At 64.0% G+C, this 23,903-nt stretch carries 26 protein-coding genes and 1 tRNA gene; 14 read left to right on the top strand and 13 right to left on the bottom strand.

Annotation, left to right across the window (positions count from 1 at the left end; translation table 11 throughout):
• Positions 1-38: 38 nt before the first annotated feature.
• On the bottom strand, positions 39-1,265 hold the full coding sequence (hemA, locus tag JAO75_RS03665; protein WP_199046757.1) for a 5-aminolevulinate synthase: 1,227 nt from the start codon (positions 1,263-1,265) through the stop codon (positions 39-41).
• A 156-nt stretch (positions 1,266-1,421) separates the two neighbouring features.
• On the opposite strand from hemA, the gene JAO75_RS03660 reads away from it, so the two are divergent.
• The 6 genes from JAO75_RS03660 (at position 1,422) to JAO75_RS03635 (ending at position 5,927) form a co-directional block, all read left to right on the top strand.
• On the top strand, positions 1,422-1,589 hold the full coding sequence (locus JAO75_RS03660) for a hypothetical protein (RefSeq protein WP_199046894.1): 168 nt from the start codon (positions 1,422-1,424) through the stop codon (positions 1,587-1,589).
• Between the two features lie 59 nt (positions 1,590-1,648).
• Positions 1,649-2,938 (top strand): UDP-N-acetylglucosamine 1-carboxyvinyltransferase, encoded by a 1,290-nt coding sequence (gene murA, locus JAO75_RS03655; protein ID WP_199046756.1) that lies wholly within the window; start codon positions 1,649-1,651, stop codon positions 2,936-2,938.
• A gap of 129 nt (positions 2,939-3,067) precedes the next feature.
• On the top strand, positions 3,068-3,508 hold the full coding sequence (locus tag JAO75_RS03650) for a DUF2948 family protein (protein ID WP_183449898.1): 441 nt from the start codon (positions 3,068-3,070) through the stop codon (positions 3,506-3,508).
• The gene (gene hisD / locus JAO75_RS03645) at positions 3,509-4,801 is read left to right on the top strand and encodes a histidinol dehydrogenase (protein WP_199046755.1); all 1,293 of its coding nucleotides are present in this window, start codon (positions 3,509-3,511) and stop codon (positions 4,799-4,801) included. It abuts the gene before it with no gap.
• A 130-nt stretch (positions 4,802-4,931) separates the two neighbouring features.
• Positions 4,932-5,417: a UPF0262 family protein gene (locus tag JAO75_RS03640; RefSeq protein ID WP_199046754.1), complete on the top strand. Its 486-nt coding sequence runs from the start codon at positions 4,932-4,934 to the stop codon at positions 5,415-5,417.
• Positions 5,418-5,420: 3 nt separating this feature from the next.
• On the top strand, positions 5,421-5,927 hold the full coding sequence (locus tag JAO75_RS03635; RefSeq protein WP_425523145.1) for an arsenate-mycothiol transferase ArsC: 507 nt from the start codon (positions 5,421-5,423) through the stop codon (positions 5,925-5,927).
• Here JAO75_RS03635 and JAO75_RS03630 read toward each other — a convergent pair.
• The 3 genes from JAO75_RS03630 to JAO75_RS03620 form a co-directional block, all read right to left on the bottom strand.
• The gene (locus JAO75_RS03630; RefSeq protein WP_199046753.1) at positions 5,892-6,215 is read right to left on the bottom strand and encodes an AzlD family protein; all 324 of its coding nucleotides are present in this window, start codon (positions 6,213-6,215) and stop codon (positions 5,892-5,894) included. The genes JAO75_RS03635 and JAO75_RS03630 overlap by 36 nt on opposite strands.
• Positions 6,212-6,913 (bottom strand): AzlC family ABC transporter permease, encoded by a 702-nt coding sequence (locus JAO75_RS03625; RefSeq protein WP_199046751.1) that lies wholly within the window; start codon positions 6,911-6,913, stop codon positions 6,212-6,214. The genes JAO75_RS03630 and JAO75_RS03625 overlap by 4 nt, the downstream gene beginning before the upstream one ends.
• 65 nt (positions 6,914-6,978) lie before the next feature.
• Entirely contained in the window at positions 6,979-7,644 is a 666-nt protein-coding gene (locus JAO75_RS03620) for a TerC family protein (RefSeq protein ID WP_199046750.1), read from the bottom strand.
• Positions 7,645-8,076: 432 nt separating this feature from the next.
• Here JAO75_RS03620 and JAO75_RS03615 point away from each other — a divergent pair, with 432 nt between their 5' ends.
• The 5 genes from JAO75_RS03615 (at position 8,077) to rarD (ending at position 12,669) form a co-directional block, all read left to right on the top strand.
• Positions 8,077-8,745 carry a tripartite tricarboxylate transporter TctB family protein gene (locus JAO75_RS03615; protein ID WP_199046749.1) on the top strand — a complete coding sequence of 223 codons (669 nt, stop codon included), beginning with the start codon at positions 8,077-8,079 and terminating at the stop codon, positions 8,743-8,745.
• On the top strand, positions 8,745-10,247 hold the full coding sequence (locus JAO75_RS03610; RefSeq protein ID WP_199046748.1) for a tripartite tricarboxylate transporter permease: 1,503 nt from the start codon (positions 8,745-8,747) through the stop codon (positions 10,245-10,247). The genes JAO75_RS03615 and JAO75_RS03610 overlap by 1 nt, the downstream gene beginning before the upstream one ends.
• Positions 10,248-10,309: 62 nt before the next feature.
• Positions 10,310-11,284, top strand: coding sequence for a tripartite tricarboxylate transporter substrate-binding protein (locus JAO75_RS03605; RefSeq protein WP_199046747.1), 975 nt, complete (start codon positions 10,310-10,312; stop codon positions 11,282-11,284).
• A gap of 122 nt (positions 11,285-11,406) precedes the next feature.
• Positions 11,407-11,483, top strand: a tRNA-His gene (locus tag JAO75_RS03600).
• 277 nt (positions 11,484-11,760) lie between these two features.
• Positions 11,761-12,669: an EamA family transporter RarD gene (rarD, locus tag JAO75_RS03595; protein WP_199046746.1), complete on the top strand. Its 909-nt coding sequence runs from the start codon at positions 11,761-11,763 to the stop codon at positions 12,667-12,669.
• A 156-nt stretch (positions 12,670-12,825) separates the two neighbouring features.
• On the opposite strand, the gene JAO75_RS03590 is transcribed toward rarD, so the two are convergent.
• From JAO75_RS03590 to JAO75_RS03570, 5 genes are all read right to left on the bottom strand, one after another.
• On the bottom strand, positions 12,826-14,403 hold the full coding sequence (locus JAO75_RS03590; protein WP_199046745.1) for a polysaccharide lyase family 7 protein: 1,578 nt from the start codon (positions 14,401-14,403) through the stop codon (positions 12,826-12,828).
• Between the two features lie 713 nt (positions 14,404-15,116).
• Positions 15,117-15,362, bottom strand: a complete 246-nt coding sequence (locus JAO75_RS03585; RefSeq protein ID WP_199046744.1) for a hypothetical protein — start codon at positions 15,360-15,362, stop codon at positions 15,117-15,119.
• Positions 15,363-15,532: 170 nt separating this feature from the next.
• Entirely contained in the window at positions 15,533-16,312 is a 780-nt protein-coding gene (locus tag JAO75_RS03580; RefSeq protein ID WP_199046742.1) for a phasin family protein, read from the bottom strand.
• A gap of 381 nt (positions 16,313-16,693) precedes the next feature.
• Positions 16,694-17,002: a hypothetical protein gene (locus JAO75_RS03575; RefSeq protein WP_199046740.1), complete on the bottom strand. Its 309-nt coding sequence runs from the start codon at positions 17,000-17,002 to the stop codon at positions 16,694-16,696.
• 213 nt (positions 17,003-17,215) lie between these two features.
• On the bottom strand, positions 17,216-17,389 hold the full coding sequence (locus JAO75_RS03570; protein ID WP_199046737.1) for a hypothetical protein: 174 nt from the start codon (positions 17,387-17,389) through the stop codon (positions 17,216-17,218).
• Between the two features lie 185 nt (positions 17,390-17,574).
• Between JAO75_RS03570 and JAO75_RS03565 the strand changes: the two genes are divergently transcribed.
• Positions 17,575-17,955 carry a hypothetical protein gene (locus JAO75_RS03565; RefSeq protein WP_199046735.1) on the top strand — a complete coding sequence of 127 codons (381 nt, stop codon included), beginning with the start codon at positions 17,575-17,577 and terminating at the stop codon, positions 17,953-17,955.
• Between the two features lie 78 nt (positions 17,956-18,033).
• On the opposite strand, the gene JAO75_RS03560 is transcribed toward JAO75_RS03565, so the two are convergent.
• The 4 genes from JAO75_RS03560 to JAO75_RS03545 form a co-directional block, all read right to left on the bottom strand.
• Positions 18,034-18,741, bottom strand: a complete 708-nt coding sequence (locus tag JAO75_RS03560) for an outer membrane protein (RefSeq protein ID WP_199046733.1) — start codon at positions 18,739-18,741, stop codon at positions 18,034-18,036.
• Between the two features lie 320 nt (positions 18,742-19,061).
• Positions 19,062-19,493, bottom strand: coding sequence for an NUDIX hydrolase (locus JAO75_RS03555; protein ID WP_199046731.1), 432 nt, complete (start codon positions 19,491-19,493; stop codon positions 19,062-19,064).
• A gap of 61 nt (positions 19,494-19,554) precedes the next feature.
• Entirely contained in the window at positions 19,555-20,046 is a 492-nt protein-coding gene (locus JAO75_RS03550) for a phasin family protein (RefSeq protein WP_199046729.1), read from the bottom strand.
• A 33-nt stretch (positions 20,047-20,079) separates the two neighbouring features.
• Positions 20,080-20,460, bottom strand: coding sequence for a phasin (locus tag JAO75_RS03545; RefSeq protein ID WP_199046727.1), 381 nt, complete (start codon positions 20,458-20,460; stop codon positions 20,080-20,082).
• A 200-nt stretch (positions 20,461-20,660) separates the two neighbouring features.
• Between JAO75_RS03545 and JAO75_RS03540 the strand changes: the two genes are divergently transcribed.
• Positions 20,661-23,360: a sensor histidine kinase gene (locus JAO75_RS03540; protein ID WP_199046726.1), complete on the top strand. Its 2,700-nt coding sequence runs from the start codon at positions 20,661-20,663 to the stop codon at positions 23,358-23,360.
• The gene (locus JAO75_RS03535; RefSeq protein ID WP_199046725.1) at positions 23,360-23,860 is read left to right on the top strand and encodes a GNAT family N-acetyltransferase; all 501 of its coding nucleotides are present in this window, start codon (positions 23,360-23,362) and stop codon (positions 23,858-23,860) included. Before JAO75_RS03540 ends, JAO75_RS03535 begins: the two co-directional genes overlap by 1 nt.
• Positions 23,861-23,903 lie beyond the last annotated feature (43 nt).

Raw genomic sequence — 23,903 nt, 5'->3', positions numbered from 1 at the left:
CCATGCAAGCTTGAAAATGGCAAGCTTGAAAATGATCTTTATTCGGCGGCCTGCACTTTCGGCTCCAGCGGAAGCTTGAGGGCGGTCCAGACCTCGACCAGGGCGGCGGCCAGGGCATCGATGTGGGCGTTCGAGTGGAAGGGACCCGGCGTGATGCGCAGGCGCTCGGTGCCGCGGGGCACGGTGGGGTAGTTGATCGGCTGGATGTAGATGCCGTGCTTCTCCAGCAGGCGGTCCGAGGCTGCCTTGCAGGCCTCCGCATCGCCCACCATCACCGGCACGATATGCGTCGGGGTGTCGAGGACCGGCAGGCCGGCGCCGCTCAGCACCGCCTTGGTGCGGGCGGCCTGGCGCTGCTGCTGCTGGCGCTCGGTGGAGGAGGACTTGAGGTGCCGGATCGACGCCATGGCGGCGGCGGCGACCGCCGGGGGCAGGGCTGTGCTGAAGATGAAGCCCGGGGCGAAGCTGCGGATGGCGTCCATCACGGCTTTCGTGCCGGTGAGATAGCCGCCCATGACGCCGAAGGCCTTGGCCATGGTGCCCTCGATCACGTCGATGCGGTGCATGGCGCCCTGGCGCTCGGCGATGCCGCCGCCGCGCGGGCCGTACATGCCCACCGCATGAACCTCGTCGATATAGGTCATGGCGCCGTAGCGCTCGGCGAGGTCGCAGATGGCGTGGATAGGGGCCACGTCGCCGTCCATGGAATAGACGCTCTCGAACACGATCAGCTTGGGCCTGCTGCCGGCCGCCTGGAGCAGCTCTTCCAGATGCGCGAGGTCGTTGTGGCGGAAGATCGCCTTGTCGCAGCCGGACTGGCGCACGCCCTCGATCATGGAATTGTGGTTGAGGGCATCCGACAGGATCAGGCAGTTCGGAATGAGCCGGGCCAGGGTGGAGATGCCGGTCTGGTTCGAGACATAGCCCGAGGTGAAGACGAGGGCCGCTTCCTTGCCGTGCAGGTCGGCGAGTTCGGCCTCCAGCTCGACGATGGGGTGGCTGTTGCCCGAAATGTTGCGCGTGCCGCCCGACCCGGTGCCGAGGCGCCAGGCCGTTTCCACCATGGCGCGGGTCACGTCCCGGTTCTGGCCCATGGCGAGATAGTCGTTGGAGCACCAGACCGTGATGGGGCGCGGCCCCTCCGGGGAATGCCAGATCGCCTGGGGATAACGCCCGGCCAGGCGCTCGATATCGGCGAAGACGCGGTAGCGCCGCTCCGCCTGGAGACGATCGAGGGCTGACGTGAAGAAGTTCTGATAATCCATCATCTCACCGGGTGGGCATTGCAAAGTGCCCGGGGATACTGATCCCATTATGCCAGATCACATTGATCCGGGTCAAAGTTCCGAAGTCTGATATTGCGGTTGAGGGCTGCGTGCGAAGCCTCTATTGGGTAAAAGCGACGATGGGTCGCGTGAACCATGACTGACGTGAAATCGCAAGAGAAAGCCGACCGGCTCAAGGCTGCCCTGAAGGAGAATCTCAAGCGGCGCAAGGCGCAGGCGCGGGGGCGGCAGGCCGTCAAGGTGTCTGGAAACCAAGCTGAGAGCTTGAGCGTTTCAGCAGAGCGCGACAAGCCGTCCGACTAGCTTAGATAGCTCAAGGCGCGCATAGCGCATGGCTCATTGAACATTTTAAGGGGACTTTGATGGATCGCATTCGTATCCGGGGCGGCGCGCCCCTCAACGGCCTGATTCCGATTTCAGGCGCCAAGAATGCGGCCCTGCCCCTCATGATCGCGAGCCTCCTGACCGCGGATACGCTGGAGCTTGGCAACGTGCCCCGGCTCGCCGACATCTCCTCCCTCCTGCGGATCATGAGCAATTTCGGCGTCGATCACTCGATTGCCGGCCGCCGGCCGGGGCAGTCCTCCGAGACGGGCCAGACCATTCGTCTCACGGCCAAGAACGTCATCGACACCACGGCCCCCTACGAGCTGGTCTCGACCATGCGGGCGAGCTTCTGGGTCATCGCTCCCCTGGTGGCCCGCTTCGGCCATGCCAAGGTCTCCATGCCCGGCGGCTGCGCCATCGGCACCCGGCCGGTGGACCTGCTCATCATGGCGCTCGCCAAGCTGGGCGCCGTGATCGAGATCGAAGCAGGCTACGTGGTGGCCACGGCTCCCAAGGGGCTTCGCGGCGCCGAGATCGACTTCCCGAAGGTGACGGTGGGCGGCACCCATGTGGCCCTGATGGCGGCAACCCTTGCCCAGGGCACCACGGTGATCCGCAACGCCGCCCGCGAGCCGGAGGTGGTGGATCTCGCCGAATGCCTCATCAAGATGGGCGCCAAGATCCAGGGCGCCGGCAGTTCCGAGATCGTGATCGAAGGCGTGTCCAGCCTGCACGGCGCCTCCCATGACGTCATGCCCGACCGCATCGAGACCGGCACCTACGCCATGGCCGTGGCCATGACCGGCGGCGATCTCGTGCTCGACAACACCCGGCCCGACTACCTCCAGGCGGCCCTCGACGTGCTCGGACAGGCCGGAGCCGAGGTGACCCCGACCCATGGGGGCATCCGGATCCGCCGCAACGGCAACGGCCTCCAGCCGGTCGACGTGACCACCGATCCGTTCCCGGGCTTCCCCACGGACCTCCAGGCCCAGTTCATGGCCCTCATGACCCGGGCGAACGGCACCTCGCGCATCCGCGAGACGATCTTCGAGAACCGCTTCATGCACGTGCAGGAGCTGGCCCGCCTCGGCGCCCAGATCCGCCTCGACGGCGACAGCGCCTATGTGGACGGCGTTCCGGGCCTCAAGGGCGCTCCGGTCATGGCCACGGATCTTCGTGCTTCGGTGTCCCTGGTGATTGCCGGCCTTGTGGCTGACGGCGAGACCACGATCAACCGGGTCTATCACCTGGATCGCGGCTTCGAGTCGTTGGAAGCCAAGCTCGCCCGGTGCGGCGCCCTGATCGAGCGTGTCAGGGGCTAAAAGGCAAAAGGCCGGCGATGAGCCGGCCTTTTTCTTTTCAGGGCCGCAGGGCAAGCCCGGGCGAAAGGTTGCGCCGGGGCAGGGGGCTCTCTACCTAAAGATCAAAGTTCAACAACAGGTTGGTGGGCCATGGACCTCCTGAGACTCGTCGCATTCGACCCTGAAGACCTTTCCGTCATCTCCGCTCACCTGCAGGATTCTCTGCTGCAGGTCGGGGACATCGCCTATCTGCCCAAGGAGCGGCGCTTCGCCATCCAGGTCCGGCGCTACGACTGGGAAGCGGCAACGCCCCAGCGGCGGCTGACCTGCATGCATTTCGAGAATGTCACGGGCGTGCGCGTCCGCGGCATCGACCGGAGCAACAAAGACGCGGTTCTTAACCTTCTCGCCATTGCGTTCGAGGAAGGGGATGCCCCTTCGGGCACTGCCACCTTGATCTTTGCCGAGGGCGGCGCCATCCAGGTGGACCTGGAGTGCATCGAAATGCAGATGAAAGATACCGGCCCGGTCTGGGCTGCGGAAAGCCGCCCCTCCCACGAGGACCAGCTGCAGACGGCGGAGCGCCCGTAAATGGCGCAGAGGCTCGATGCGCGGGACCCCTCTTTCCCGCAAGCCTTCGCCACCCTGCTCGCCGCCAAGCGCGAGGTCTCGGAGGATGTGGACCAGGCGGTGCGCGCCATCATCGAGGATGTGGTGGTGCGCGGCGACGAGGCGCTGATCGACTTCACCTACCGGTTCGACGGTCTGGCGCTCCAGCCCGAGACCCTGCGGGTGTCCGATGCGGAGATCGACGCGGCCGAGGCCCAGTGCTCCAAAGAGGCGCTGGACGCCCTGGCGCTCGCCAAGGAGCGCATCGAGACCTATCACCGGGAGCAGCGCCCGAAGGACTTCAGGACCACCGATCCCGTCGGGGTCACCCTGGGCTGGCGCTGGACGGCGATCGAATCCGTCGGCCTCTACGTTCCCGGCGGCCTTGCGAGCTATCCGTCCTCCGTGTTGATGAACGCGGTACCGGCGAAGGTGGCGGGGGTTCCGCGCATCGCCATGGTGGTGCCGACCCCGCGCGGCGAGACGAACCCGCTCGTGCTCGCGGCGGCGCGCCTTGCCGGCGTCGACGAGGTCTTCCGCATCGGCGGCGCCCAGGCCGTGGCGGCACTGGCCTACGGCACCCAGAGCGTGAAACCCGTCGCCAAGATCGTCGGTCCCGGCAATGCCTATGTGGCGGCCGCCAAGCGCCGGGTCTTCGGACAGGTCGGCATCGACATGATCGCGGGTCCCTCCGAGGTGCTCGTCCTGGCCGACGCCCATGGCAATCCGGACTGGATCGCCGCCGATCTTCTGGCTCAGGCCGAGCACGACACCGCTGCGCAGTCGATCCTCATCACCGACAGCCCGGCGCTGGCCGATGCGGTGGAGAAGGCTGTCGAAAGGCAGCTCAAGACCTTGCCGAAGGCGGAGATTGCCGGCGCGAGCTGGCGCGATTACGGGGCGATCATCCTGATCGACAGCCTGGACAACGCGATCCCGTTGGTGGACCGGCTCGCCCCCGAGCATCTCGAAATCGAGACGGAGAACGCCGAAGAACTCGCGGCCAAGGTCCGCAATGCGGGCTCGATCTTCCTGGGCAGCCATACGCCGGAGGCTATCGGCGATTACGTGGGCGGCCCCAACCATGTTCTGCCCACGGCCCGCTCGGCCCGTTTCTCGTCGGGACTCGGCGTGCTTGACTTCATGAAGCGAACCTCGATCCTGAAATGCGATGCGAACGCTCTGCGGGCGCTCGGCCCGGCCGCAATCGCGCTCGGGCGGTCGGAGGGGCTGGAGGGGCATGCGCGGTCGGTCGCGATCCGCCTGAACCTCTAGCGCATCGTGCGAAAAAGTGTTTTCGGTTTTTCGCGCTCAACGATGCGCTCTTTATAAAGTGGAGCATCGGATCAGCCCCAAAAGTGCAAATCCACTTTTGGGTCCGATGCTCTGAGGCAGAGGAGGCGGGATGGCGAGCGAAGCGAAGGAGCGGGCCCGGCTGGTCGCCGTCACCCTCGACGAGGCCTCCATCGGCCGTGGCAACCCCGATCAGGAACATGAGCGGGCCATCGCCATCTACGACATCCTCGAAGAGAACACTTTCGCGCTGCCCAACTACGACGGGGGTCCCTATGCCCTGCGTATCTCGCTCATCGACAAAAAGCTCTGCTTCGAGGTGACCGCGCAGGACGGCGCGCACCTCATCTCGCACCATCTGTCATTGACGCCGTTCCGCAAGGCCATCCGCGACTACGAGATGATCTGCGATAGCTATTACCAGGCGATCCGTTCCGCCTCGCCCGCGCAGATCGAGGCCATCGACATGGGCCGTCGCGGGCTGCACAACGAGGCCGCCGAACTGCTGATGAAGCGCCTCGAGGGCAAGCTCATCCTCGATTTCGGCACGGCGCGGCGCATCTTCACGCTCATCTTCGCGCTTCACTGGAAAGGCTGACGCTTGGAGGAGCGCCGAGACGAGCCTCTGGACGAGCCCCGCGCCAAACGGATCCATTCGGTTCTGTTCGTCTGCGCGATGAATGCGGTGCGCTCGCCCATGGCCGAAGCCGTTGCGCGCCATTATTTCGGCAAGTCGGTCTACGTCCAGTCCGCCGGCGTGCGCAAAGGGGAGACCGATGGCTTCGTGTCCTCGATCCTGTCCGAGATCGGCATCGACGCTTCCAAGCACAAGCCGCGCACGCTGGACGAGTTGGAGGAGTGGGAGGGGCTGAACTTCGACCTCATCATCACCCTCTCGCCGGAGGCCCACCATGCGGCTCTCGAACTCACGCGCACCATCGCGGCGGAGGTGGAGTACTGGCCCACGCCCGATCCGACGATCACGCAGGGCTCCCGCGAGCAGGTGCTCGATGCCTACCGCAACATCCGCGACGGGCTGATGTACCGCATCCGCCTGCGGCTCAGGCAGACCTCACCCAAAAGCCCGAATGACGGCGAGGGTGCCTAGCCCCGCCGCGAGGCCGATCACGTCGATCCGCGTGACCACCATGGCCGTGACGGCGGCTGCGAGCGCGACCATGGCAGGCCAGCCATTGTCGATGACCGTGGGCAGGATTGTCGCCAGGATGATCGAGCCGGGAAGGGCGCGCAGGCCGCGCTCGATGCGCGGCGTGATGCGCACGCGGCTCATGACCGCAACGCCCGCGATGCGGCACAGGAACGTCACCAGCGTCATGCCGGCGATGGCCAGGACCGATCCCCAGGGAGTTGCGATGAAGCTGCCGAGCGCGTTCATTCGATCAGCATCCCGACGATGACGCCTGCGAGAGCCCCGGCGATGATGAAGAGATAGCCCGGCAGCAGGGCATGGACGGCGAGCGAGACGAGGCCCGCCGCGAGCCAGGGCAGGGCGGGCTTCAGGCCTTTCCACAGGGGCACGAGCATGACGCCAAAGAAGACCGGCATCACGAGATCGAGGCCGAACCGCCGCGGCTCCGGCACGAGGGCGCCCGCGAAGAAACCAGCGAACGTCGCCACCAGCCAGACCAGCCAGAGGATGAGCGCGCAGCCTAAGAGCACGCCCACGTCACGACCGCCCTCATTGTGATACCGGGTGCCGATGAGCCAGCCAGCCTCCGTGAGGAGGAAGAGGTTGAGTGCCGTGCGTGGGAGAGGCTCGTGCTTGAGCCATGGCTGGAGGGTTGCGCTCAGGAGGATCATGCGCGCGTTCACGACGGCCGTGACGGTTACGATCGTAAGGATCGTCGTAGGCGTCCAGACCTGCTGCCAGATCTCGAGCCCCACCATCTGCGAGGCGCCGGCGTAGACGAAGGCTGAGAGGCCCAGGGTCTCGCCCAGCGACAAACCTTTCTGGGCCGCTGCCGTGCCGAAGGCCAGGGCGAACATGATGAAGCCCGGGAAAGCCGGGAGGGCGGCGCGGGCGCCGTGGCGCAGGCCTGCATAGGAAAAATGAGGGCGGAGAGCGGGGGGCATGAGCGTTACGCTCTGTGCCTTCCCGCATCCCCGCCGTCAATTGGAGATTGGCTGTCCGAGCTTTGTCAGGCGCCGTTCACCAGGGGATAGATTTCGGAAGCGCCATGATAAATCATCTCGAGAGCCACGTAGAGGATGATCGCCAATCCGACATAGGCGATCCAGCGGTAGCGCTGAAGGAGGCGGGCGATGTACGAGGCGGCGAGGCCCATAAGGGCGATGGACAGGAGAAGGCCAAAAGCGAGGATGTAGGGATGCTCGCGCGCCGCGCCTGCCACGGCGAGCACATTGTCGAGGGACATCGAGACGTCGGCGATGATGATCTGCCAGGCTGCCTGGGCGAAGGTCTTGCGCGGGACGCCGCTGGCGATGGTGCCGTCGCTGTCGAGGTCTTCGCCCGCCAGTGCCTCTTCTGCCGCATGCTGCTCTTCCTCATGGCCCGAGCGCAGCTCGCGCCACATCTTCCAGCACACCCACAGGAGGAGGATGCCGCCGGCGAGCAGGAGGCCTACGATCTGGAGAAGCTGGGTCGTGACCAAGGCGAACCCGATGCGCATCACCGTGGCGGCGATAATGCCGAGCAGGATGGCCTTGTTGCGCTGCTCCTTGGGAAGGCCGGCAGCGGCCAGGCCGATGACGATGGCGTTGTCGCCGGCCAGCGCCAGATCGATGCCGACCACCTTCAGGAAGGCGATCATCTCTGGTCCAAAATACTGCGAGAGATCAAACATGCAGTGCCTCATATGTCGGGTTGCGGGCAGCGCATGCGAAACGCTCAAAGAGACGCATCTGCCATCGTCCTGACCCGAAATCTTTCGAGGCACGTGCTGAGATGCTGGCAAAACCGTCTTTTTGAACGAACCCAGGCCGCCCTGGCTTTCATCCAGTCCGACATCGCCGCTCGTGGGGAGCGACCAGAGGGGCCCGGCCTGGCTAGGAAGTCCATCTAGACAACCCCAGCCGAGGGATCAAGTCATCACGACTATCAGATGGTGATCAATCCATGATTTGCCGCCGGCTTTTCCTGTCCTGCCCTTGATTCCAAGACGTTTTGTTGAGAAGGGCTCTCCCCGAGAGAACAGAAGCTTGATCCGGGCTGCAGCCTCGGGCCATATCGGTTTCAGAGAACCTTGGCGCTGAAGGCGTCTGCAGGGAGGTCGTTCATGTCCAGTCTTCACGAAGGCTCGGGGCCGCCACAGCGGAGCGGACCGGTGCGTGCGCCGCAGAGCTTGGCGGGCGGGGTGGTCCTGCTGGCCCTCGGCGCCCTGGCGCTGTGGCTCACCCGGGACCTCGACCAGGGCAGTCTCAGTTCCATGGGACCGGCCATGCTGCCCCGGTGGCTGGCCGTCGCAGTCGGCCTGACGGGCCTGGCCCTTCTGGTCTTCGCCTTCACCAAGGACGGCGAGACCCTGGAGCGCTGGAACCTGCGCGGCCCCGTGTTCGTGATTGCCGGCATCCTGGCCTTTGCCGTCACCATCCGGCCCTTCTCGTTCGGAACTCTCTCGACCCCGGGTCTGGGCCTGCTGTTCGCCGGCCCGCTCGCCATCCTCATCGGCGGCTATGCCACCCCGGAGGTGCGCCTGCGCGATCTCGTGATCCTGGCGCTCAGCCTGACCCCGTTCTGCATGATCCTGTTCGGCGATCTCCTGAACCTGCCGATCCCGGTCTTTCCACAGGCCCTCACGGGCCTCTTTCCCGCAGACTGGTCCCAGAAGGCCGTGCTGCGGGCGACGGCCGCCATCATGACTGCCGCGGCCGTCCTGGTGTTTCTCGCAACCCGCGGCCGGCGTCGGGGGCCGATCGATGTCGCCGACCACAGCGGGAGGATCTGATGGGTGATCTCGTCTCCAACCTGAGCCTCGGATTCGGGGTCGCCCTGACCCTGCAGAACCTGGGCCTAGCCTTCCTGGGCTGCCTCGTCGGCACGCTCATCGGCGTACTGCCGGGCGTCGGCCCCATCGCCACCATTGCCATGCTGCTGCCGATCACCTTCGGGCTCGATCCCACCGGCGCGCTCATCATGCTGGCCGGCATCTATTACGGCGCCCAGTACGGCGGCTCGACCACCGCAATCCTGGTCAACATCCCGGGCGAGGCGACCTCCGTGGTGACCGCGCTCGACGGCCACGAGATGGCCAAGCAAGGCCGCGCCGGCGTGGCGCTCGGCATCGCGGCCATCGGGTCGTTCTTCGCCGGCACGGTGGCCACCCTCGTCATCGCGGCCCTGGGAGCCCCGCTCACCAGCCTGGCGCTGATCTTCGGGCCGACCGAGTACTTCTCCCTCATGGTCATGGGCCTCGTGTTCGCGGTCGTGCTGGCGCGCGGATCGATCCTCAAGGCCGTGGCCATGATCCTGGTGGGCGTGCTGCTCTCCACCGTCGGCACCGACCTGGAGACGGGCGAGGAGCGCATGACCTTCGGGCTGCCGTTCCTGTCCGACGGCATCGACTTCGCGGTGCTGGCCATGGGCATCTTCGGCATCGCCGAGATCATGCGCAATCTCGACCACACAGAGACGCGCGACGTGGTGCGCCAGGCCATCGGCCGCTTGCTGCCGAACCGGGACGATTTCAGGCAATCCTACAAGCCTGTCCTGCGCGGCACCTTCATCGGGGCGGCGCTCGGCATCCTGCCGGGCAACGGCGCGGTGCTGGGGCCGTTCGCCTCCTATACGCTCGAGAAGAAGCTCGCCAAGGATTCCCGCCGCTTCGGCCGGGGCGCCATCGAGGGCGTGGCGGGTCCGGAATCCGCCAACAATGCCGGTGCTCAGACCTCGTTCATTCCGCTGCTGACGCTCGGCATCCCGCCGAATGCCGTCATGGCCCTGATGGTCGGCGCCATGACCATCCACGGCATCATTCCCGGCCCGCAGGTGATGACCAAGAACCCGACCCTGTTCTGGGGCATGATCGCCTCCATGTGGGTGGGCAACCTGATGCTGCTCGTCATCAACCTGCCGATGATCGGCATGTGGGTGCGGCTGCTCAAGGTGCCGTACCGCCTGCTGTTCCCGGCGATCCTGATGTTCTGCTGCATCGGCATCTACTCGATCAACTCGCTGCCGACAGACGTGATGTTCATCGCCTTCTTCGGCCTCGTCGGCTACATGCTGATCAAGCTCGGCTTCGAGCCGGCACCGATGCTGCTCGGCTTCGTGCTCGGCAGGCTGATGGAGGAAAACCTCAGGCGGGCGCTCATCATCTCGCGCGGCTCGCTGGAGACCTTCATCGAGCGCCCGGTGAGCGCGGGCCTGCTCGCCGTGGCCGCTATCCTGCTTGTGATCGCCCTCCTGCCTTCCATCCGCAAGGGAAGGGACGAGGTCTTCACCGAGTAGCTTGCCTTCAAGTCCATCTTGCCCACATGGTAGGCGATAACTTTTCCAAGGGAGGAAAATTGATGAAGAAGGTTGTACTGGCTCTGACCGCAGTCGCCGGCCTGGCCGCAACGGGCGCCCAGGCCCAGAACTATCCCACCCGCCCGATCACCATGATCGTCCCGTTCGCGGCCGGCGGCCCGACCGACGTGGTCGCCCGCATCGTGACCGACAACATGAGCCGCACCCTGGGCCAGCAGATCGTGATCGAGAACGTGGCCGGCGCCGGCGGCACCACGGGCATCACCCGTGCGGCCCAGTCCCAGCCCGACGGCTACACCATCATGATGGGCCACATGGGCACCCATGGCGCCGCTCCGGCCCTCTATCCGAACCTGAAGTACGATCCGACCAAGGACTTCGCCCCCATCGGCCTGGCAGCCGGAACCCCGATCCTGATCGTGGCCAAGAAGGACTTCCCGGCCAATGACCTGAAGGGCTTCCTCGACTACATGAAGGCCAATGCCGGCAAGGTGAACATGGCTCATGCGGGCGTGGGCTCGGTCTCCCACTCCACCGGCATCCTGTTCAACTCCATCATCAACGCGAAGCCGACCCTGGTGGCCTATCGGGGCACGGGTCCGGCCCTCAACGACCTGATGGCCAACACGGTCGATTACATGACCGACCAGATCGTCAACGTGGCGCCGCAGATCCAGGGCGGTAACATCAAGGCCTTCGCCATCGCGACCCCTGAGCGCTCGCCCGCGCTCCCGAATGTGCCGACCACGAAGGAAGCCGGCCTGCCGGACTACCAGGTCAGCGCCTGGAACGCGGTGTTCGCCCCCAAGGGCACGCCCGCCGACATCGTCAAGAAGCTCAACGGTGCCCTCGTGAAGGCCCTTGACGACGAGAACACCAAGAAGCGCCTGGCGGATCTGGGCGGCGTGATCCCGACCAATGCCGAGCGGACCCCCGAGTCCCTGCAGAAGCTCGTCGAGAGCGAGGTCGCCCGCTGGACCCCGGTCCTCAAGGCAGCCGGCGCAACGGCCGAATAAGCCTTTCAAAGCTTGAGCATCCAATGCGGCGGGCCCCAAGCCCGCCGCAATCATTTCCGTGCCATCAGCCTTCAATCAGGTCTTGAAATTGCTCGTCCGGACGATTACACCCTGCCTCACGTGCAGCCGTAGCTCAGTTGGTTAGAGCACCAGATTGTGGATCTGGGGGTCCCCCGTTCGAGCCGGGGCGGCTGTACCACCTCTCAAAGCTCGATTGGGCCTCGCAGGTTCGAGGTCTGCTGAACAGGCGCATCCAGCGTTGCCTGCCATTTGCCGCTGACCCAGGCAGAACGATCCTTATCCTTCAGCCCAGCTTGGGAACGGCCGGCGCGATGCCCGAGCGGCCTTATCTCTGACAAACGGAAGTCCGGCCGGCGAGTGCCTGTACCCCATCCTGGATTTGGACTAGGAGGCATGCGGGCGGCGATCCTTCATGCGAGGCGCTGCACGCGGGACAGCGGATAAGGTCGATATCAATGGCATCAGGACCGGACACCTCCGAGGCGCGCCGGACGCGGGTTGGCGTTCTTTATGCGCTCGCGGCGTTCTTCATGTGGGGCTTGGCGGTGCCGCTGCACTTCAAGCTCCTCGCCTCCATCCCGGCTCCTCAGATTCTGGCTCACCGCATCGTCTGGGCCAGTCTCTTTGCGCTCGGCCTGATCGTCGCCTTCAGGCAGGTGGGAAAGCTGATCGAGGCCGTTCTGTCCCGCAAGCGCCTCCTTCTGCTGGGCATCTCGGCCGGACTAATCGCAATCAACTGGCTCGTCTATATCTGGGCGGTGAATTCCGGGCATCTCGTGCAGACGAGCCTCGGCTACTTCATCAATCCGCTTCTGAACGTCGTGCTGGGTGTGCTGTTCCTCCGGGAGCGGCTTCGTCCTGCCCAGGTGGCAGCCTGCCTTCTCGCAGGAGTGGGCGTTCTTGTTCTGGGGATCTCCTCTGGCGAGATGCCCTGGGTCGCGCTGGTGCTCGCCTGCAGCTTCGGCTTCTACGGCTTGGTTCGAAAGATCGTGCCGGTGGCGCCTCTCGTGGGCTTCTGCGTCGAATCCCTCCTGCTCACACCTTTGGCGCTCGCCTACCTGGCAGTGACGTTCGCCGATGGCAGCGCTGCGGCATTCCGAGGGAATGTCGGACTCGATCTGCTTCTTGTGCTCACAGGCTTCAGCACGGCGGCGCCACTCATCTGGTTCGCCGCCGGGGCGCAGCGACTGAAGCTCTCCACCATCGGTCTTCTGCAATATCTGGCGCCTTCAGGTCAGCTCGCGCTTGGCGTTCTGGCTTATGGAGAGCCTTTCGGATGGATCGACGCCGTTGCATTCGGGCTGATCTGGACGGCCCTTGCGATCTACACCGGCAGCGCCTTGAGGTCCGCTCCCGATCGCTGAGAAAGGGGCCGATGATGCTGCTCCAACCAGGATCGTCCTCTGAAGGGTGCTGCGCTGCCATCCCGCGATCCATCGGATGATCCGAAACACCTCAGCGCAAACAAAAGCGGCCCCGGTGGAGCCGGGGCCGCTTGGCTGCAGGAGTGCAAGTTGTCGTCAGATGACGAGGAAGTCGGCGGCGGTGAGCTTGGCGAGGTTGGCGATCTCGGCGAACTTGATCGCCGCCTTGGAGCCCGAGCCGTCCTGGTCGTAAGACAGATCGCCTGTCTTGTCGTTGTAGATGATGCGGTCGTTGGAATCCAATGCCTTGGTGCCGAGCACGAAGCTGCTGGCCGACAGCTTGCCCCACTTGAGCTTGGTGAAAGCCGTGTCGTTGAGGCGGATGGTGTCGTCGGCCACGTTGAAGTCGAGGATCACATCCACGTTCTTGCTGCCGGGCTTGGTGTCGAAGGTGAACGTGTCCTTGCCTGCGCCGCCGATCAGCACGTCGGAGCCGTTCTTGGCCCAGATCTTGTCGTCGCCGCCCTTGCCCTCGATCCGGTCGTTGCCGGACGTACCTGTCAGGCTGTTCGAGCCGCTGGTGCCCGAGAACGTCTTCGTGGTGACCGGCTGCGAGGTGGTGGGCATAGGAGTGCTGGGCGTGCTCGTATCCGCCACATCGGCAACGGAGAAGGTCACGGTACCGGCATCCGTATCGCCGTCTGCGTCCTTCGCGGTGTAGCTGAAGCTGTCCGAGCCGAAGAAGTTGGCCTTCGGGGTGTAGACGAATGAACCGTCGGCGTTGAGCTTCACGCTGCCGCCCTGAGCGGTGGCGAACGTGCCGGCGACAGCCGCCTTGCCGCCATCGGCAGCGGTGTCGTTGGCCAGAACGCCCTGCGCGGCGCTGACAGTCAGAGCCTTGTCCTCCGTGGCCGCATAGCGGTCGTCCGCAGCCGTGACCGCGTTGTCCTTCGGCGCAGGAGTCGGGGTGGGGGTAGGCGTCGGCGTCGGCTGTGTCGGCGTCGTCACCGTGCCGTCGTGGTTGAAGTTCAGGGCGTAGAAGGAGGTCTGGCCGTAGCCCGTGCCGTTGGTCTCATTCGCACCGAGATAGGCGCCGGCCTTGAAGTAGAAGGTATCGGACTGCCACACGCTGTTGATGGCGCTGACCGACTTGTAGACCTGACCATCGGCGAAGATCGTAACCTCGAGCGTGCTGCCCTTGGCATTGATCGTGTAGGAGAAGCGCTCGTCCAGCGAGACGCTCGGCTGCTGGCCGGACGCATTCACGAAGTAGAACTTGGTCTCGCTGTTGTTGGAGCCGGCCTGGTCGTTGGCGAAGTAGAGCTTGCCGTTCTCCCAATAGAGGCGCACCAGCTCGTCGTCCTGGCCGTGGATCTGGCCGACGATGATGCGGCCGCCCATGCCGTCGCGGATCGGAGCGGCGTCGACCTCAAGGGTGGCGCTCATGAATCCGCCGGTCTTGAGGTTCCATGCGGCGTTCGCGGTGCCGTTCATCTCGCGCAGCTCGGAACGGGCATAGGAAGAGCCGCTGGTGGTGGCACCGTCGACCGGGGCCACGAAGGTCATGGCGCCGTCGGCAGCGGTGTAGAAGTACTTGGAGTTCTGATAGGTGGAGAGGTTCTTCACCTCCATGGCGTTGCCGCTGAGGCCGCCACTGCTATCGACAGGCAGGGTGATCTTCCAATTGGACAAGTCAAAGTTGCCGCCGGGCGCGACCGAAGGATTCAAAGTCATTTTATCTGCCCCAAAATTAAGCGAGCCCCTTTTCGAGGTCTCTGAATAATAGTTATGAAGTTCTATGAAGAACTTGCTGCGATTACGCAGGGAGGAAACGCTGAGTAACTAAACAAACTGGCAAGCACTTCTTGCGGTGCTCATAAATATTTCGGATTTCCAAGATCAGTAACTTGTCGTCCGTTGCAGCCGTTTTGATGGTTGAATAAGGCAACATCGTGGCAGAGATTTTATTTTATTCCTCTCCTTCCCAGGCGTAGCACTAAAAGGAGTTCGTCCTCTGGGGCATGCTTTGAGAAGAAGGATGGTTCTGGGTTTCCTCGCAACAGGCCTCCAACCTGCTCATCTTCGCTTCTGATGAACTGTCCAAAGAAAGAGCGCCGTCTCGGATGGCGCTCTAGGAGGGCCGCTCTTGCGACCAGAGGGAGGACCGTGCCGGTCAGGCACTCATTAAGGCTGCGCCTGAAAGGTAAACGACAGGTTACGTATGGGAAGTATTCGCGCCGAATCCGGTGCTGGGATGAATCCTCGCAAGAGGCCGCTTCAATGCAGCACAAGCAGCCAACTCACCAGAACCAGGGGAGCGACTATACCAAGGACGAATGAAACAGCACCATGAGCCACGACAACCTCCTGCCGATGGTCAGAAGGTACTCCCGAACTCCTTGGGCGGCCGTGCGCTACGGCACGCCCGCGAGCGGCGGCAGCTGCGCTCAGGTGTTTTCATCGGCTGGCTTGTCTGCTGATTGCGGGGTCGTGTTCGCCTGGGTCGAGCCGCTTTGCGCATCGCTGCGGGCCTTGCGCTTGCGGCCGAGCCATTTGTACAGCATCCATCCCACGCCCGAACTGATGGCCGCCATCACGACCAGACCGGAACTCGGATAATCCCGGAAATTGATGCGGCTTGCGGTTTCAAGCTCGTCCAATTTGTCGTCGGTCTGCTCGTCGGTCTCGGGCATGGATGCGCCTCGTCAGGAATGCCCCACATATAGGCCGCGCAAGCCGGCTGTCCAACGTGGGCAGCCTGAGTCGGGCCCTGCGCCGTTCATCCCAAGGCCACAGGGGAACGGCACCGGAGCCCGGTGCCGTTCCATGCACGATCGCGGAAAGAGGGCAGAGGAGGCTTCCTTCAGATGCCGCCGCGCCAGGATGCCTTTTCTGCGAGCTTCACGGTGAGGTCAGCCAGGCGGAAGCTGTTCTGCAGCGTCAGCTCGAGATTGTCCTGCATGAGGGATACCTGAGCCTTGGTGACATCCTGGAGCGACCGGCACTGAGCGAGCCTGGTGAATCCGTCGAGGTTCGTCTGAAGCCGCTTCTGGCTCATGCGCAGGCACTCCTGCGAAAGATCCTGAATGCCGGTGGCCACGGTATGCGCGCTTTCCGTTCCCAAACGAACAGCATCGTCGACCTCGTCCAGGCTGCTCCGAACCACATGGCCCAGATCGGCGGGAGCGCGCGCTTCGACCTGCTTCGTGTCGGTGAGGTGCGCCAGCTCATCCTCGACCTGGTCTGCAACAGCTCGGGCCTCCTCGTCGCTGAGCACCTCGAGAACGGCAGGCAGAAGCTGCTTCCGGTCATCGCGGATATGTCGCTGGAATGCCTTCCTGAGCTCCGCGACCTTGCCGAGAAACTCGCTGCTGCTCTTTTGCATAAGCGCAAGTTCTCCCAGCAACGAAGCCGTCTCCTCGTTGTCGCTGATCGAGGCGCCGAGCAGGTCCGCCATCCCGTGCCTTTGCAGGATCGGGAAGAGATGCTGCTCCTGCAGGCTGGCGAGCAGCTCCAGTTCGTCCTTCAGGTCCGCGAAGAGGCGCTCACGTGTTTTGGTCGCGGTGTCGGAGGTTGCAAGGATTTTGTCGAAAAGCTCATTCGCCTTATCGGGCGGCGTCTGGCTGAAATGTTTCGTAGGCATTGTCTCGCCTCATCATGGTGGGAGGAAATGGATAAACTCAAACGCTCTCGGCTCGTGCGTCACTGCCTGAATCATCAAGCGTCACGCCAGGTTCCCAGGACTTGATCAATTAGCCCGCAGCTCTTTCACTCCGGGCCTCAAACTCACCAGAAAACGATGACCTGAATACGACAGGGCTCACGAGAGATTGCGGTCTCTGGAAGGCTGCAGACGAGGAGGGCCTGAGCGGTGCAGAAAGTTGCTGTGCGGGCCTAGAAATTTCGCCCTGCCCACGGGAGCAAGTGAGACTCTTGATGTTGCGAACTTCTCATTCACTAAAAGAGCGAGGAGAACAGCAAGCCTCGCAGCCATCATCCCGCCAGCGGGCTGTGACAGCGGAAATCAGCGTGCCGCAGTCATTCCGGCAGCTTCCGGAACAGGGCTTTTGGTAAGGGTGATCTTGCTGGCGCTTCGATCGCACGAGACGGTGACGAAACCGTCTGAGGCCTGGATGCGGGCTGTCACCACATCGCTCGTGTTGACGAGCTTGACAGGCTGCTCGTCCATCTCCTGCGCGGCTTCGCTGATGATGGAGAGGCATTCACTGAAAGGCATGGATGCAATGCGGGTGTCGGCGGACTGAGCCTGAGCGCCACCCATTGCTGCCGTGCTGAAGGTGCCAGCCAAGATTATCATCAGAAAGGAGCGCATCAACCTATTCTCCAACGCCCGGAAGATCATCACACCCGAGCTTTGCCAGCTGTGCTCTATCGCACAGGGAAGGAACGTGCCGCGGCATGGGGCCGTTCCTCGCTGTAATGTCGCAGGGGATGTCTGCCGGTTGCGATGGATCCTATCCTGCCGCTGTTAGCGGAAGCTGAATCCCGGCCCGGAAAGCTGAAGCGCCACGTCCTCGGCGATGCTTCAGCCGCTCGATTCCTTCTGATTTCCAAGAATCTGGCGCCCGCGGCGCTCCGCCTGCTCCAGGGCCTCGGCCAGGAGGCGCCGACCCTGCAGCAGGGCCTGCTCGTCGGGGACGGTGAGGCTCAAGGCGGACAGAATTTTGTCCGCTTCCGTTTCATGGCGAGTGTCTGGCATGAGGTCATTCTCTTTCCAAGCTGTGCCGGTGGAACTGCCGAACTTCACCTTGGGTTCCGAGCCGATGAGTTCTGCGGCCCCAAAAGCGCCCAGCTTGGCTCTTACTGCCCCGTGAAATGCATTCGACGAGACTTGCCAGCTTCCAGGAATTGTAAGACACTTACATTCATCACAGCAGAGTTCTCATGATTGCCGATGCACGAGCCCGGGACCCGGACCGTGAAGAGTACCGTTTTGCGTATGGCCCTGCCTGCCGGGCCTGTTCGTGGCAGTCTCACCCGATCGACGTTCATCCTATTGCGCGTTCAGACATGATTCATTGCGATATTGGCAGTCATGGCTTCATGACAGGCGACGACACAGACCCCTTGAAGGATGCTCTCGATCTCCAGAGCCGGGTAAAGGCCTTGAAGGCACTGCTCGAGCTGCAGCGCTGGCAGATCGAGGTGCTCAACGAGAGACTGTATTCCTCGGATCCGGGCGGCACCGCCGCCAAGCGGCTGCTGGCCCTCAAACGAAGCGAGGCGCAAGGTCTTCAGGTGCCGAAGGCCGTGAACGACCCTTGATGCTGGCGCCGCTCCGCATCCATGCAAAAAGGCCCGGTGCTGCCACCGGGCCTTTGCGTTTCGAAGAAAGTCGGACGATCAGTTGAACTTGTAGTTCAGGCCTGCACGCAGCACGCCGAACTCGGCATCGCGGTCGACGTTGACGCGACCGCCGCGATCAAAGTTGTCCTTCGTGTCGATGTCCACATAGAGGCCTTCGACCTTGGCGGTGAAGTTGTTGGTGATGGCGTATTCGACGCCGCCGCCGATAGTCCAGCCCCAGTTCACTTCATCGCCTGAGTGATGGCCAAGGACCGGGTCAATGCCCCTGTTGCCGCCGACATCGCCATAGGCGAAGCCGCCCGTGCCGTAGACCAGAGCGCGGTCGAAGGCCACGCCGGCGCGGGCGCGGATGGTGCCGAAGAAGCCATCCGAGTCGCCCGGGTAGTAGGTGGTGCCGTACGAGGCGCCCTTGTTGCCCACGGCGGCATACTGGAGATCCGTCTCCACGCCGGCCACGAACATGCCGAACTGATAATTGTAGCCGGCCTGCGCGCCGCCCACGAAGCCGCCGTGCCGGCGACCGGGAACGCTGCCGAAGGTCGGATCGTAGAAGCGGCTGTCGCCCACGTTCCAGCCGTAGCCGGCATTCAGGCCCGCATAGAAGCCGGTCCATGTGAAAACAGGAAGCGCGTTGTAAGCCGGGGCAGGAGAGTAGCGGGACGGAAGATCGGCCGCCTGGGCGTTCGAAGCTGCAAGGCCGAGAGCCGCTGTGGCAGCGAGAAGTCCAAGAGCAGATTTACGCATGATTGTATTCCGTACTTGTGAGCTAGAATTCGCTAGGCATGAATTGCCTGTCGCTGAGGTCATAAAAGAACATGAGAGAATGTTGCAATACGTTTGAGTGTAACCACTCGAAACATGATTGACGGTTTATGAAAGTTTACTCTTCATCAACCATGATGCGGGGGTGCGGGTTGAGGTCGGGTAGCAAGTATGTGCAGATCGACCTGTGACGTTAGAGCTTCCAGCCTCAAGTTAAGAGACAACGACTTGGCCTCACCCGCATCAGGGTGGGGCCTTTTTTCTTAATGCTGGAGGTTGCCGGTTCGACCGGCGCAAAACACTCAGGGCGCATTCGCCGCGAGAGCCTGAGCACGCCGGGCAATCGCCCCGACATCGGCGCTCATGGCGAGCCTGTCGTGTTCAAGGTCGGCCAGCGTAACCCAGCCGGCCTCGAGCGCATCGTCGCCTGCGACAGGCACTCCGGAAATCCAGCGGCAGCGGACGGCGATCAGGATGTAATGCTGGTGAACCGCTCCGGAAGGATCCGGCACCAGGATGTCGAGCGTGGTGATGACGTCCTGGGCCTCCGCGTGCACGCCCGTCTCTTCCAGGAGCTCGCGGGTGGCTGCCGCACGGACCGTCTCGCCGAATTCGATCTTCCCGCCGGGGAAGCCCCACAGGCCGGCATCGGGCGGGTTGGCTCGGCGCACCAGCAGGGCCCGATCCTCATGGATGACGACGGCGATGACGGCTGGAATGGGTGATGAGGACATGAAAAAGGCTCGGCCGATGTGGCCGAGCCTTAGCGCATGATCATGCGGTCGGGTAGCGTGTTCAACGCCCCGGCCGCTGAAAGGCCGAGTGCAGGGGCTCCAGGCTCTTGGTGAACCAGAGCGCCGTCGACTCTGCGATGTCCTTCCACTGGGCCGAAGCCGCTTCGTAGGCCTGGCGCGTCGCCTGGCTTTGCGCCTTGAGGGCCTCAGGGAGGGGAGCAGGGCTGAACGCCGAACGCCAGAGGTCGAGAGCAGCGCTGCTCTGGACGTTCAGGGCGTCGATGATCTTGCCGTTGACTTCCAGCGCACCCTTGGCTGCCTCGCCGACGGCTTGGCGGAAGGCGTCGCCCTGCTTCTTCGCCGAAGAGAAGAGAGCTTCAGGTGCGACGGGCTTCACCTCGGGTGCCTTCGGCTGTGTCGCAGCCTTGGCAGCTGTCACCACTTCCAGGGCCGCGGTGGCCGGAGCGGCCGCCAGCTCGACGAGATCGGCCTTCAGCTCTGGGCTGTCGGCCTTCGTTGCTCTCTTGGCTCGTGGCTTCTTCGCTTCCGCCATCGTGAGGTCCTCGCGGTGCTGTTGGAGAGGGTCTTACTTCTTGGAGCCCGGCTGCTTCATGGCCGACTGCGCCATGGAGCCGAATTCCTTCATCTGGGTCTGCATCGCCTCGAACTGGCTGCGCACGAACTCGGCTTGGATCTGCATCGCTTCCTGCATGTCCTTGGCGCGAACCATCCTCTGAGCGAGGTCGAAGGCCGCGTTCAGGTTCTGCTCGGTGTAGGTGAAGGTCTTGCGGGCGGCGTCGCGGGCGCTGGCCTGGACCGTGGTGGCCGAGCCTTCGAACGTGTCGGCCGTCTTCTGAGCCGCGGTCATGAAGCCATCGATGGCCTTGCGGGCCTGATCGACGCTCTTCTCGGCGAAGTCGCGCATCTCCGGGGGAATTTCGTAACCTTGGGGTTGGTTCGCTGCCATGACATGCTCCTTGTTTGAAGGCATTTGTGCAGTGCAATATCACATTGTGCGCTGCAAAATCAACTCCTTTATGCCTTGTGTTATTAAGGTTACCTCAAAGTAAACGGATTCAAGGGTTCCGCCTTGCATGCTTGACCGCAGATATTAGTCTAGAAGCCTAGCCTGAAGAGTTTCCGCGGCAGTCGTGGCAAGGACCGTTGATGACGGGTGGCCCCAACCCATTCGAACGTTTGATCGCGCGGCTCGCCGCCGAGCCGGGCCTGGGCCTGCTCGCCGAGCCGGGTGCGGTCGCGTTCGTCTGGGATCGGACAGGGGAGAGGCTGCTCTGGGCATCGCCCGGCGCTGAAGGATCGAGGAGCGCCTTTACCGACCCGTCCGGACGGGTGTTGCGCGATTTCCGGGCCCGCGAGCGCATCAGGGCTCTCGCCAACGGCCTTGCTCCCCATGAGGGTGTCCGGGTGGAGCGTCTCAGGCTCGATCCGGCCCGTCCGTGGCTTCCGGTTGCCTGTGCCTGCCGCCTGGCGGCTTTGGACGACGGCGAGCCCGTGCTGGTGACGGCATTCACCGGATCGTCAAACAGGGCAGGGCGTCCCCGCGCGCCCCAAGCGGCCGATGAGAGTGCCCCGGCTCAGGAGCAGGTCGCTGAGATCTCAGGCGATCCCGCTCCGCAAGCGGACCAGCCCCGCGGCGTGATCCGTTTCATCTGGCAGGCGGATGCGCAGACCCGTTTCACCGAAGTCTCGCCGGAGCTTGCCCAAGCCGTGGGGCCCGTTGCGGCCAATATCGTCGGGCGGACCTGGGACGAGGTGTCCCGTTCGGTCGTCGAAGATCCGGACCGCGCCGTTGCAGACCTGTTTGCCCGTCGCGATACCTGGAGCGGGCGAACCGTCTTCTGGACCATCGACAACGCCCCTTTACAGGTGCCTGTCGATTGGGCCGGCATGCCCGTGTTCAGCATGGACCGGGAGCTGACGGGCTTCCGGGGCTTCGGCCTGCTGCGCATGGACGCGGCGCGCGAGCGGGAAACCGATGAGAGGCCCGCAGGCAGCTCCGGGAGCAGCCAGGAGGATCTGATCGCTCAGAGCCTCGTCCCCGACGATACCTTCCCGTTCCATCCGCCGGAGGAGATGCCTTCGCAGGAGCAGGAGGCCGAGAGCGATGCGCCCGACGAGGAGAGCTGGTTCACCAATCTTCGGGAGCAGGTCGCGGAGGCTCTCTCCAGCACCGCTCCGCCTGAACCTGCACCGCAGCGCAAGCCTGCGGACAGGCCGGCGCCCGGATCGACCCTTTCCGACGCAGAGCGCAACGCGTTTCGGGAAATCGCGCGGGCGCTCGGCGCCCGGCTGGAGGAGGGGTCGTCTCAGGACAAATCCTCCGATCAGCCCGGCGGCTCCGAACAGACGGCACCTGCAGCTGAGAGAGACGCTTCCTCCGGGCCAGCCGTCTCTCCGGCCGGCAGCGACCCCATCCTCGACCGGCTGCCCATCGGCATCCTGATCCATCGCGGGGAGCGCGTTCTCTTCGCCAACCGTTTCCTGCTCGGTCTGACCGGCTATGACAATGTGGAGCAGGTTCAGGCCGATGGCGGCCTCGTGCACCTGTTTCGCGGTTCTCCCGCCCTCGGAGGCTCTGGCGAGGAAGACTCGGCTCTCTCCCTGACGACCCGCGGCGGCGAGAACATCGCCGTCACGGTCCGCGCCTCGTCGGCCGAGTGGGATGGCGGGGAAGCGGATCTCCTGGTGATCCGCAGGGCTTCCAAGGCGGATGCTCCGCCTCCATCCACGGACCACCGCGTCCACGAGCTGGAAGCGATCCTCGATACGGCAACCGATGGCGTGATCGTGCTCAACGAGACGGGGCGCATCCTCTCCCTCAACCGTTCGGCCGAGGCGCTCTTCGGCTATGACGAGCGGGCGGTGGCGGGCGATGCCATCACGGTGCTGCTGGCGCCCGAGAGCCACATCGTCGCCCTCGATTACCTCGAGCGCCTGCGCTCGCCGGGCGTCGGCAGCCTGCTCAACGACGGACGCGAAGTGCTCGGCCGGGAGCGCCAGGGCGGGTCCATCCCGCTCTTCATGACCATGGGCCGCCTGGGCGACGGCCCTGAGCGCCGGTTCTGCGCCGTGCTGCGCGACATCACGGCCTTCAAGAAGGCCGAGGGCGAGCTGATCGGCGCCAAGCACGCAGCCGAGGAAGCCAGCGCCCAGAAATCCGATCTTCTGGCCAAGATCAGCCATGAGATCCGCACGCCCCTGAACGCCATCCTGGGTTTCGCGGAGGTGATGCTCGAGGAACGGTTCGGGCCTATCGGCAACGACCGCTACAAGGAATATCTCAAGGACGTTCACGCCTCAGGCTCCCATGTGATCAGCCTCGTGAACGACCTTCTGGATCTCGCCAAGATCGAGGCGGGCCGCCTGGAGCTCTCGTTCACGGGCGTGAGCCTGAACGACCTTGTCTCCAGCTGTGTGGCCCTGCTTCAGCCGCAGGCCGCCCGCGACCGGATCGTCATGCGGATGAGCTTCGCGCCCAAGCTGCCGCCGGTGGTGGCCGATGAGCGATCCGTGCGCCAGATCGTGCTCAATCTCGTGTCCAACGCCATCAAGTTCACCGATGCGGGCGGACAGGTGATCGTCTCCACGGCCGTGACCGACCGGGGCGAGGTGGCCTTCCGGGTCCGCGATACCGGCATCGGCATGACGTCGGAGGAGGTTGAGGCCGCCCTCGAACCCTTCCGCCAGCTCGCCACCTCGCGCAAGCGCGGCGGCACGGGGCTCGGCCTGCCCCTCACCAAGGCCCTGGTTGAGGCAAACAAGGGAGCGCTGCAGATCTCCAGCCGGCCGAGCGAGGGAACGCTCGTCGAGGTGATCTTCCCGCCGACGCGGGTCTGGGCTGAATAGTGCGCAGCTTCGTTCTGCGGCATGCTTCCGCTGACGACATGAAGGCTGTCGCCCGGCTGCACCGCGAGGTGCGCAGAGCCTGCCTGCCTTACCTGCCCGAGATCCACTCGCCGGAGCAGGATCTGGCTTTCTTTCAGGGGCACGTCTTTCCATCCTCCACGATCTGGCTGGCCGAGGATGAGAGCCGGCTGATCGGGTTTGCTGTCCTGAAGCAGGATTGGCTCGATCATCTCTATGTCGATCCGGCATGGCACGGCCGCGGGGCCGGGCTGGCTCTTCTGACAGCCGTCCGGGAGAAGGCCGAGGAGCTGAATCTCTGGACCTTCCAGGCGAACGCGCAGGCGCGCCGCTTCTACGAGCGTCACGGCTTCAGGCTTGTGGAGCTGACCGATGGCTCCGGCAATGAGGAGTGCACCCCTGATGCGCATTATCGATGGACGCGCCATCGAACCGGAGAGGGCGATGATCGTCGTCTTCACGGAACTGACACCCGCTCGTGATCCTGTGCGATCGATCGAAGCCGCCGGAGTGACTTGCGCTTAC

The organism is Microvirga splendida, from assembly GCF_016427565.1.
GTDB classification, from domain to species: domain Bacteria; phylum Pseudomonadota; class Alphaproteobacteria; order Rhizobiales; family Beijerinckiaceae; genus Microvirga; species Microvirga splendida.
Note: the sequence above shows the minus strand (reverse complement) of the source record. Positions and strands in the feature narration are given on the sequence as shown.

What these genes read in the sequence shown, in the direction of transcription:
- JAO75_RS03585 (WP_199046744.1), bottom strand. Translation starts at nt 15,362, where the DNA reads ATGCCCGAGACCGACGAGCAGACCGACGACAAATTGGACGAGCTTGAA.
- JAO75_RS03540 (WP_199046726.1), top strand. Translation starts at nt 20,661, where the DNA reads ATGACGGGTGGCCCCAACCCATTCGAACGTTTGATCGCGCGGCTCGCC.
- JAO75_RS03555 (WP_199046731.1), bottom strand. Translation starts at nt 19,493, where the DNA reads ATGTCCTCATCACCCATTCCAGCCGTCATCGCCGTCGTCATCCATGAG.
- JAO75_RS03565 (WP_199046735.1), top strand. Translation starts at nt 17,575, where the DNA reads ATGATTGCCGATGCACGAGCCCGGGACCCGGACCGTGAAGAGTACCGT.
- JAO75_RS03660 (WP_199046894.1), top strand. Translation starts at nt 1,422, where the DNA reads ATGACTGACGTGAAATCGCAAGAGAAAGCCGACCGGCTCAAGGCTGCC.
- hisD (WP_199046755.1), top strand. Translation starts at nt 3,509, where the DNA reads ATGGCGCAGAGGCTCGATGCGCGGGACCCCTCTTTCCCGCAAGCCTTC.
- hemA (WP_199046757.1), bottom strand. Translation starts at nt 1,265, where the DNA reads ATGGATTATCAGAACTTCTTCACGTCAGCCCTCGATCGTCTCCAGGCG.
- murA (WP_199046756.1), top strand. Translation starts at nt 1,649, where the DNA reads ATGGATCGCATTCGTATCCGGGGCGGCGCGCCCCTCAACGGCCTGATT.
- JAO75_RS03615 (WP_199046749.1), top strand. Translation starts at nt 8,077, where the DNA reads ATGTCCAGTCTTCACGAAGGCTCGGGGCCGCCACAGCGGAGCGGACCG.
- JAO75_RS03605 (WP_199046747.1), top strand. Translation starts at nt 10,310, where the DNA reads ATGAAGAAGGTTGTACTGGCTCTGACCGCAGTCGCCGGCCTGGCCGCA.
- JAO75_RS03575 (WP_199046740.1), bottom strand. Translation starts at nt 17,002, where the DNA reads ATGCGCTCCTTTCTGATGATAATCTTGGCTGGCACCTTCAGCACGGCA.
- JAO75_RS03625 (WP_199046751.1), bottom strand. Translation starts at nt 6,913, where the DNA reads ATGCCCCCCGCTCTCCGCCCTCATTTTTCCTATGCAGGCCTGCGCCAC.
- JAO75_RS03630 (WP_199046753.1), bottom strand. Translation starts at nt 6,215, where the DNA reads ATGAACGCGCTCGGCAGCTTCATCGCAACTCCCTGGGGATCGGTCCTG.
- rarD (WP_199046746.1), top strand. Translation starts at nt 11,761, where the DNA reads ATGGCATCAGGACCGGACACCTCCGAGGCGCGCCGGACGCGGGTTGGC.
- JAO75_RS03640 (WP_199046754.1), top strand. Translation starts at nt 4,932, where the DNA reads ATGGCGAGCGAAGCGAAGGAGCGGGCCCGGCTGGTCGCCGTCACCCTC.
- JAO75_RS03650 (WP_183449898.1), top strand. Translation starts at nt 3,068, where the DNA reads ATGGACCTCCTGAGACTCGTCGCATTCGACCCTGAAGACCTTTCCGTC.
- JAO75_RS03545 (WP_199046727.1), bottom strand. Translation starts at nt 20,460, where the DNA reads ATGGCAGCGAACCAACCCCAAGGTTACGAAATTCCCCCGGAGATGCGC.
- JAO75_RS03610 (WP_199046748.1), top strand. Translation starts at nt 8,745, where the DNA reads ATGGGTGATCTCGTCTCCAACCTGAGCCTCGGATTCGGGGTCGCCCTG.
- JAO75_RS03570 (WP_199046737.1), bottom strand. Translation starts at nt 17,389, where the DNA reads ATGCCAGACACTCGCCATGAAACGGAAGCGGACAAAATTCTGTCCGCC.
- JAO75_RS03560 (WP_199046733.1), bottom strand. Translation starts at nt 18,741, where the DNA reads ATGCGTAAATCTGCTCTTGGACTTCTCGCTGCCACAGCGGCTCTCGGC.
- JAO75_RS03550 (WP_199046729.1), bottom strand. Translation starts at nt 20,046, where the DNA reads ATGGCGGAAGCGAAGAAGCCACGAGCCAAGAGAGCAACGAAGGCCGAC.
- JAO75_RS03580 (WP_199046742.1), bottom strand. Translation starts at nt 16,312, where the DNA reads ATGCCTACGAAACATTTCAGCCAGACGCCGCCCGATAAGGCGAATGAG.
- JAO75_RS03620 (WP_199046750.1), bottom strand. Translation starts at nt 7,644, where the DNA reads ATGTTTGATCTCTCGCAGTATTTTGGACCAGAGATGATCGCCTTCCTG.
- JAO75_RS03590 (WP_199046745.1), bottom strand. Translation starts at nt 14,403, where the DNA reads ATGACTTTGAATCCTTCGGTCGCGCCCGGCGGCAACTTTGACTTGTCC.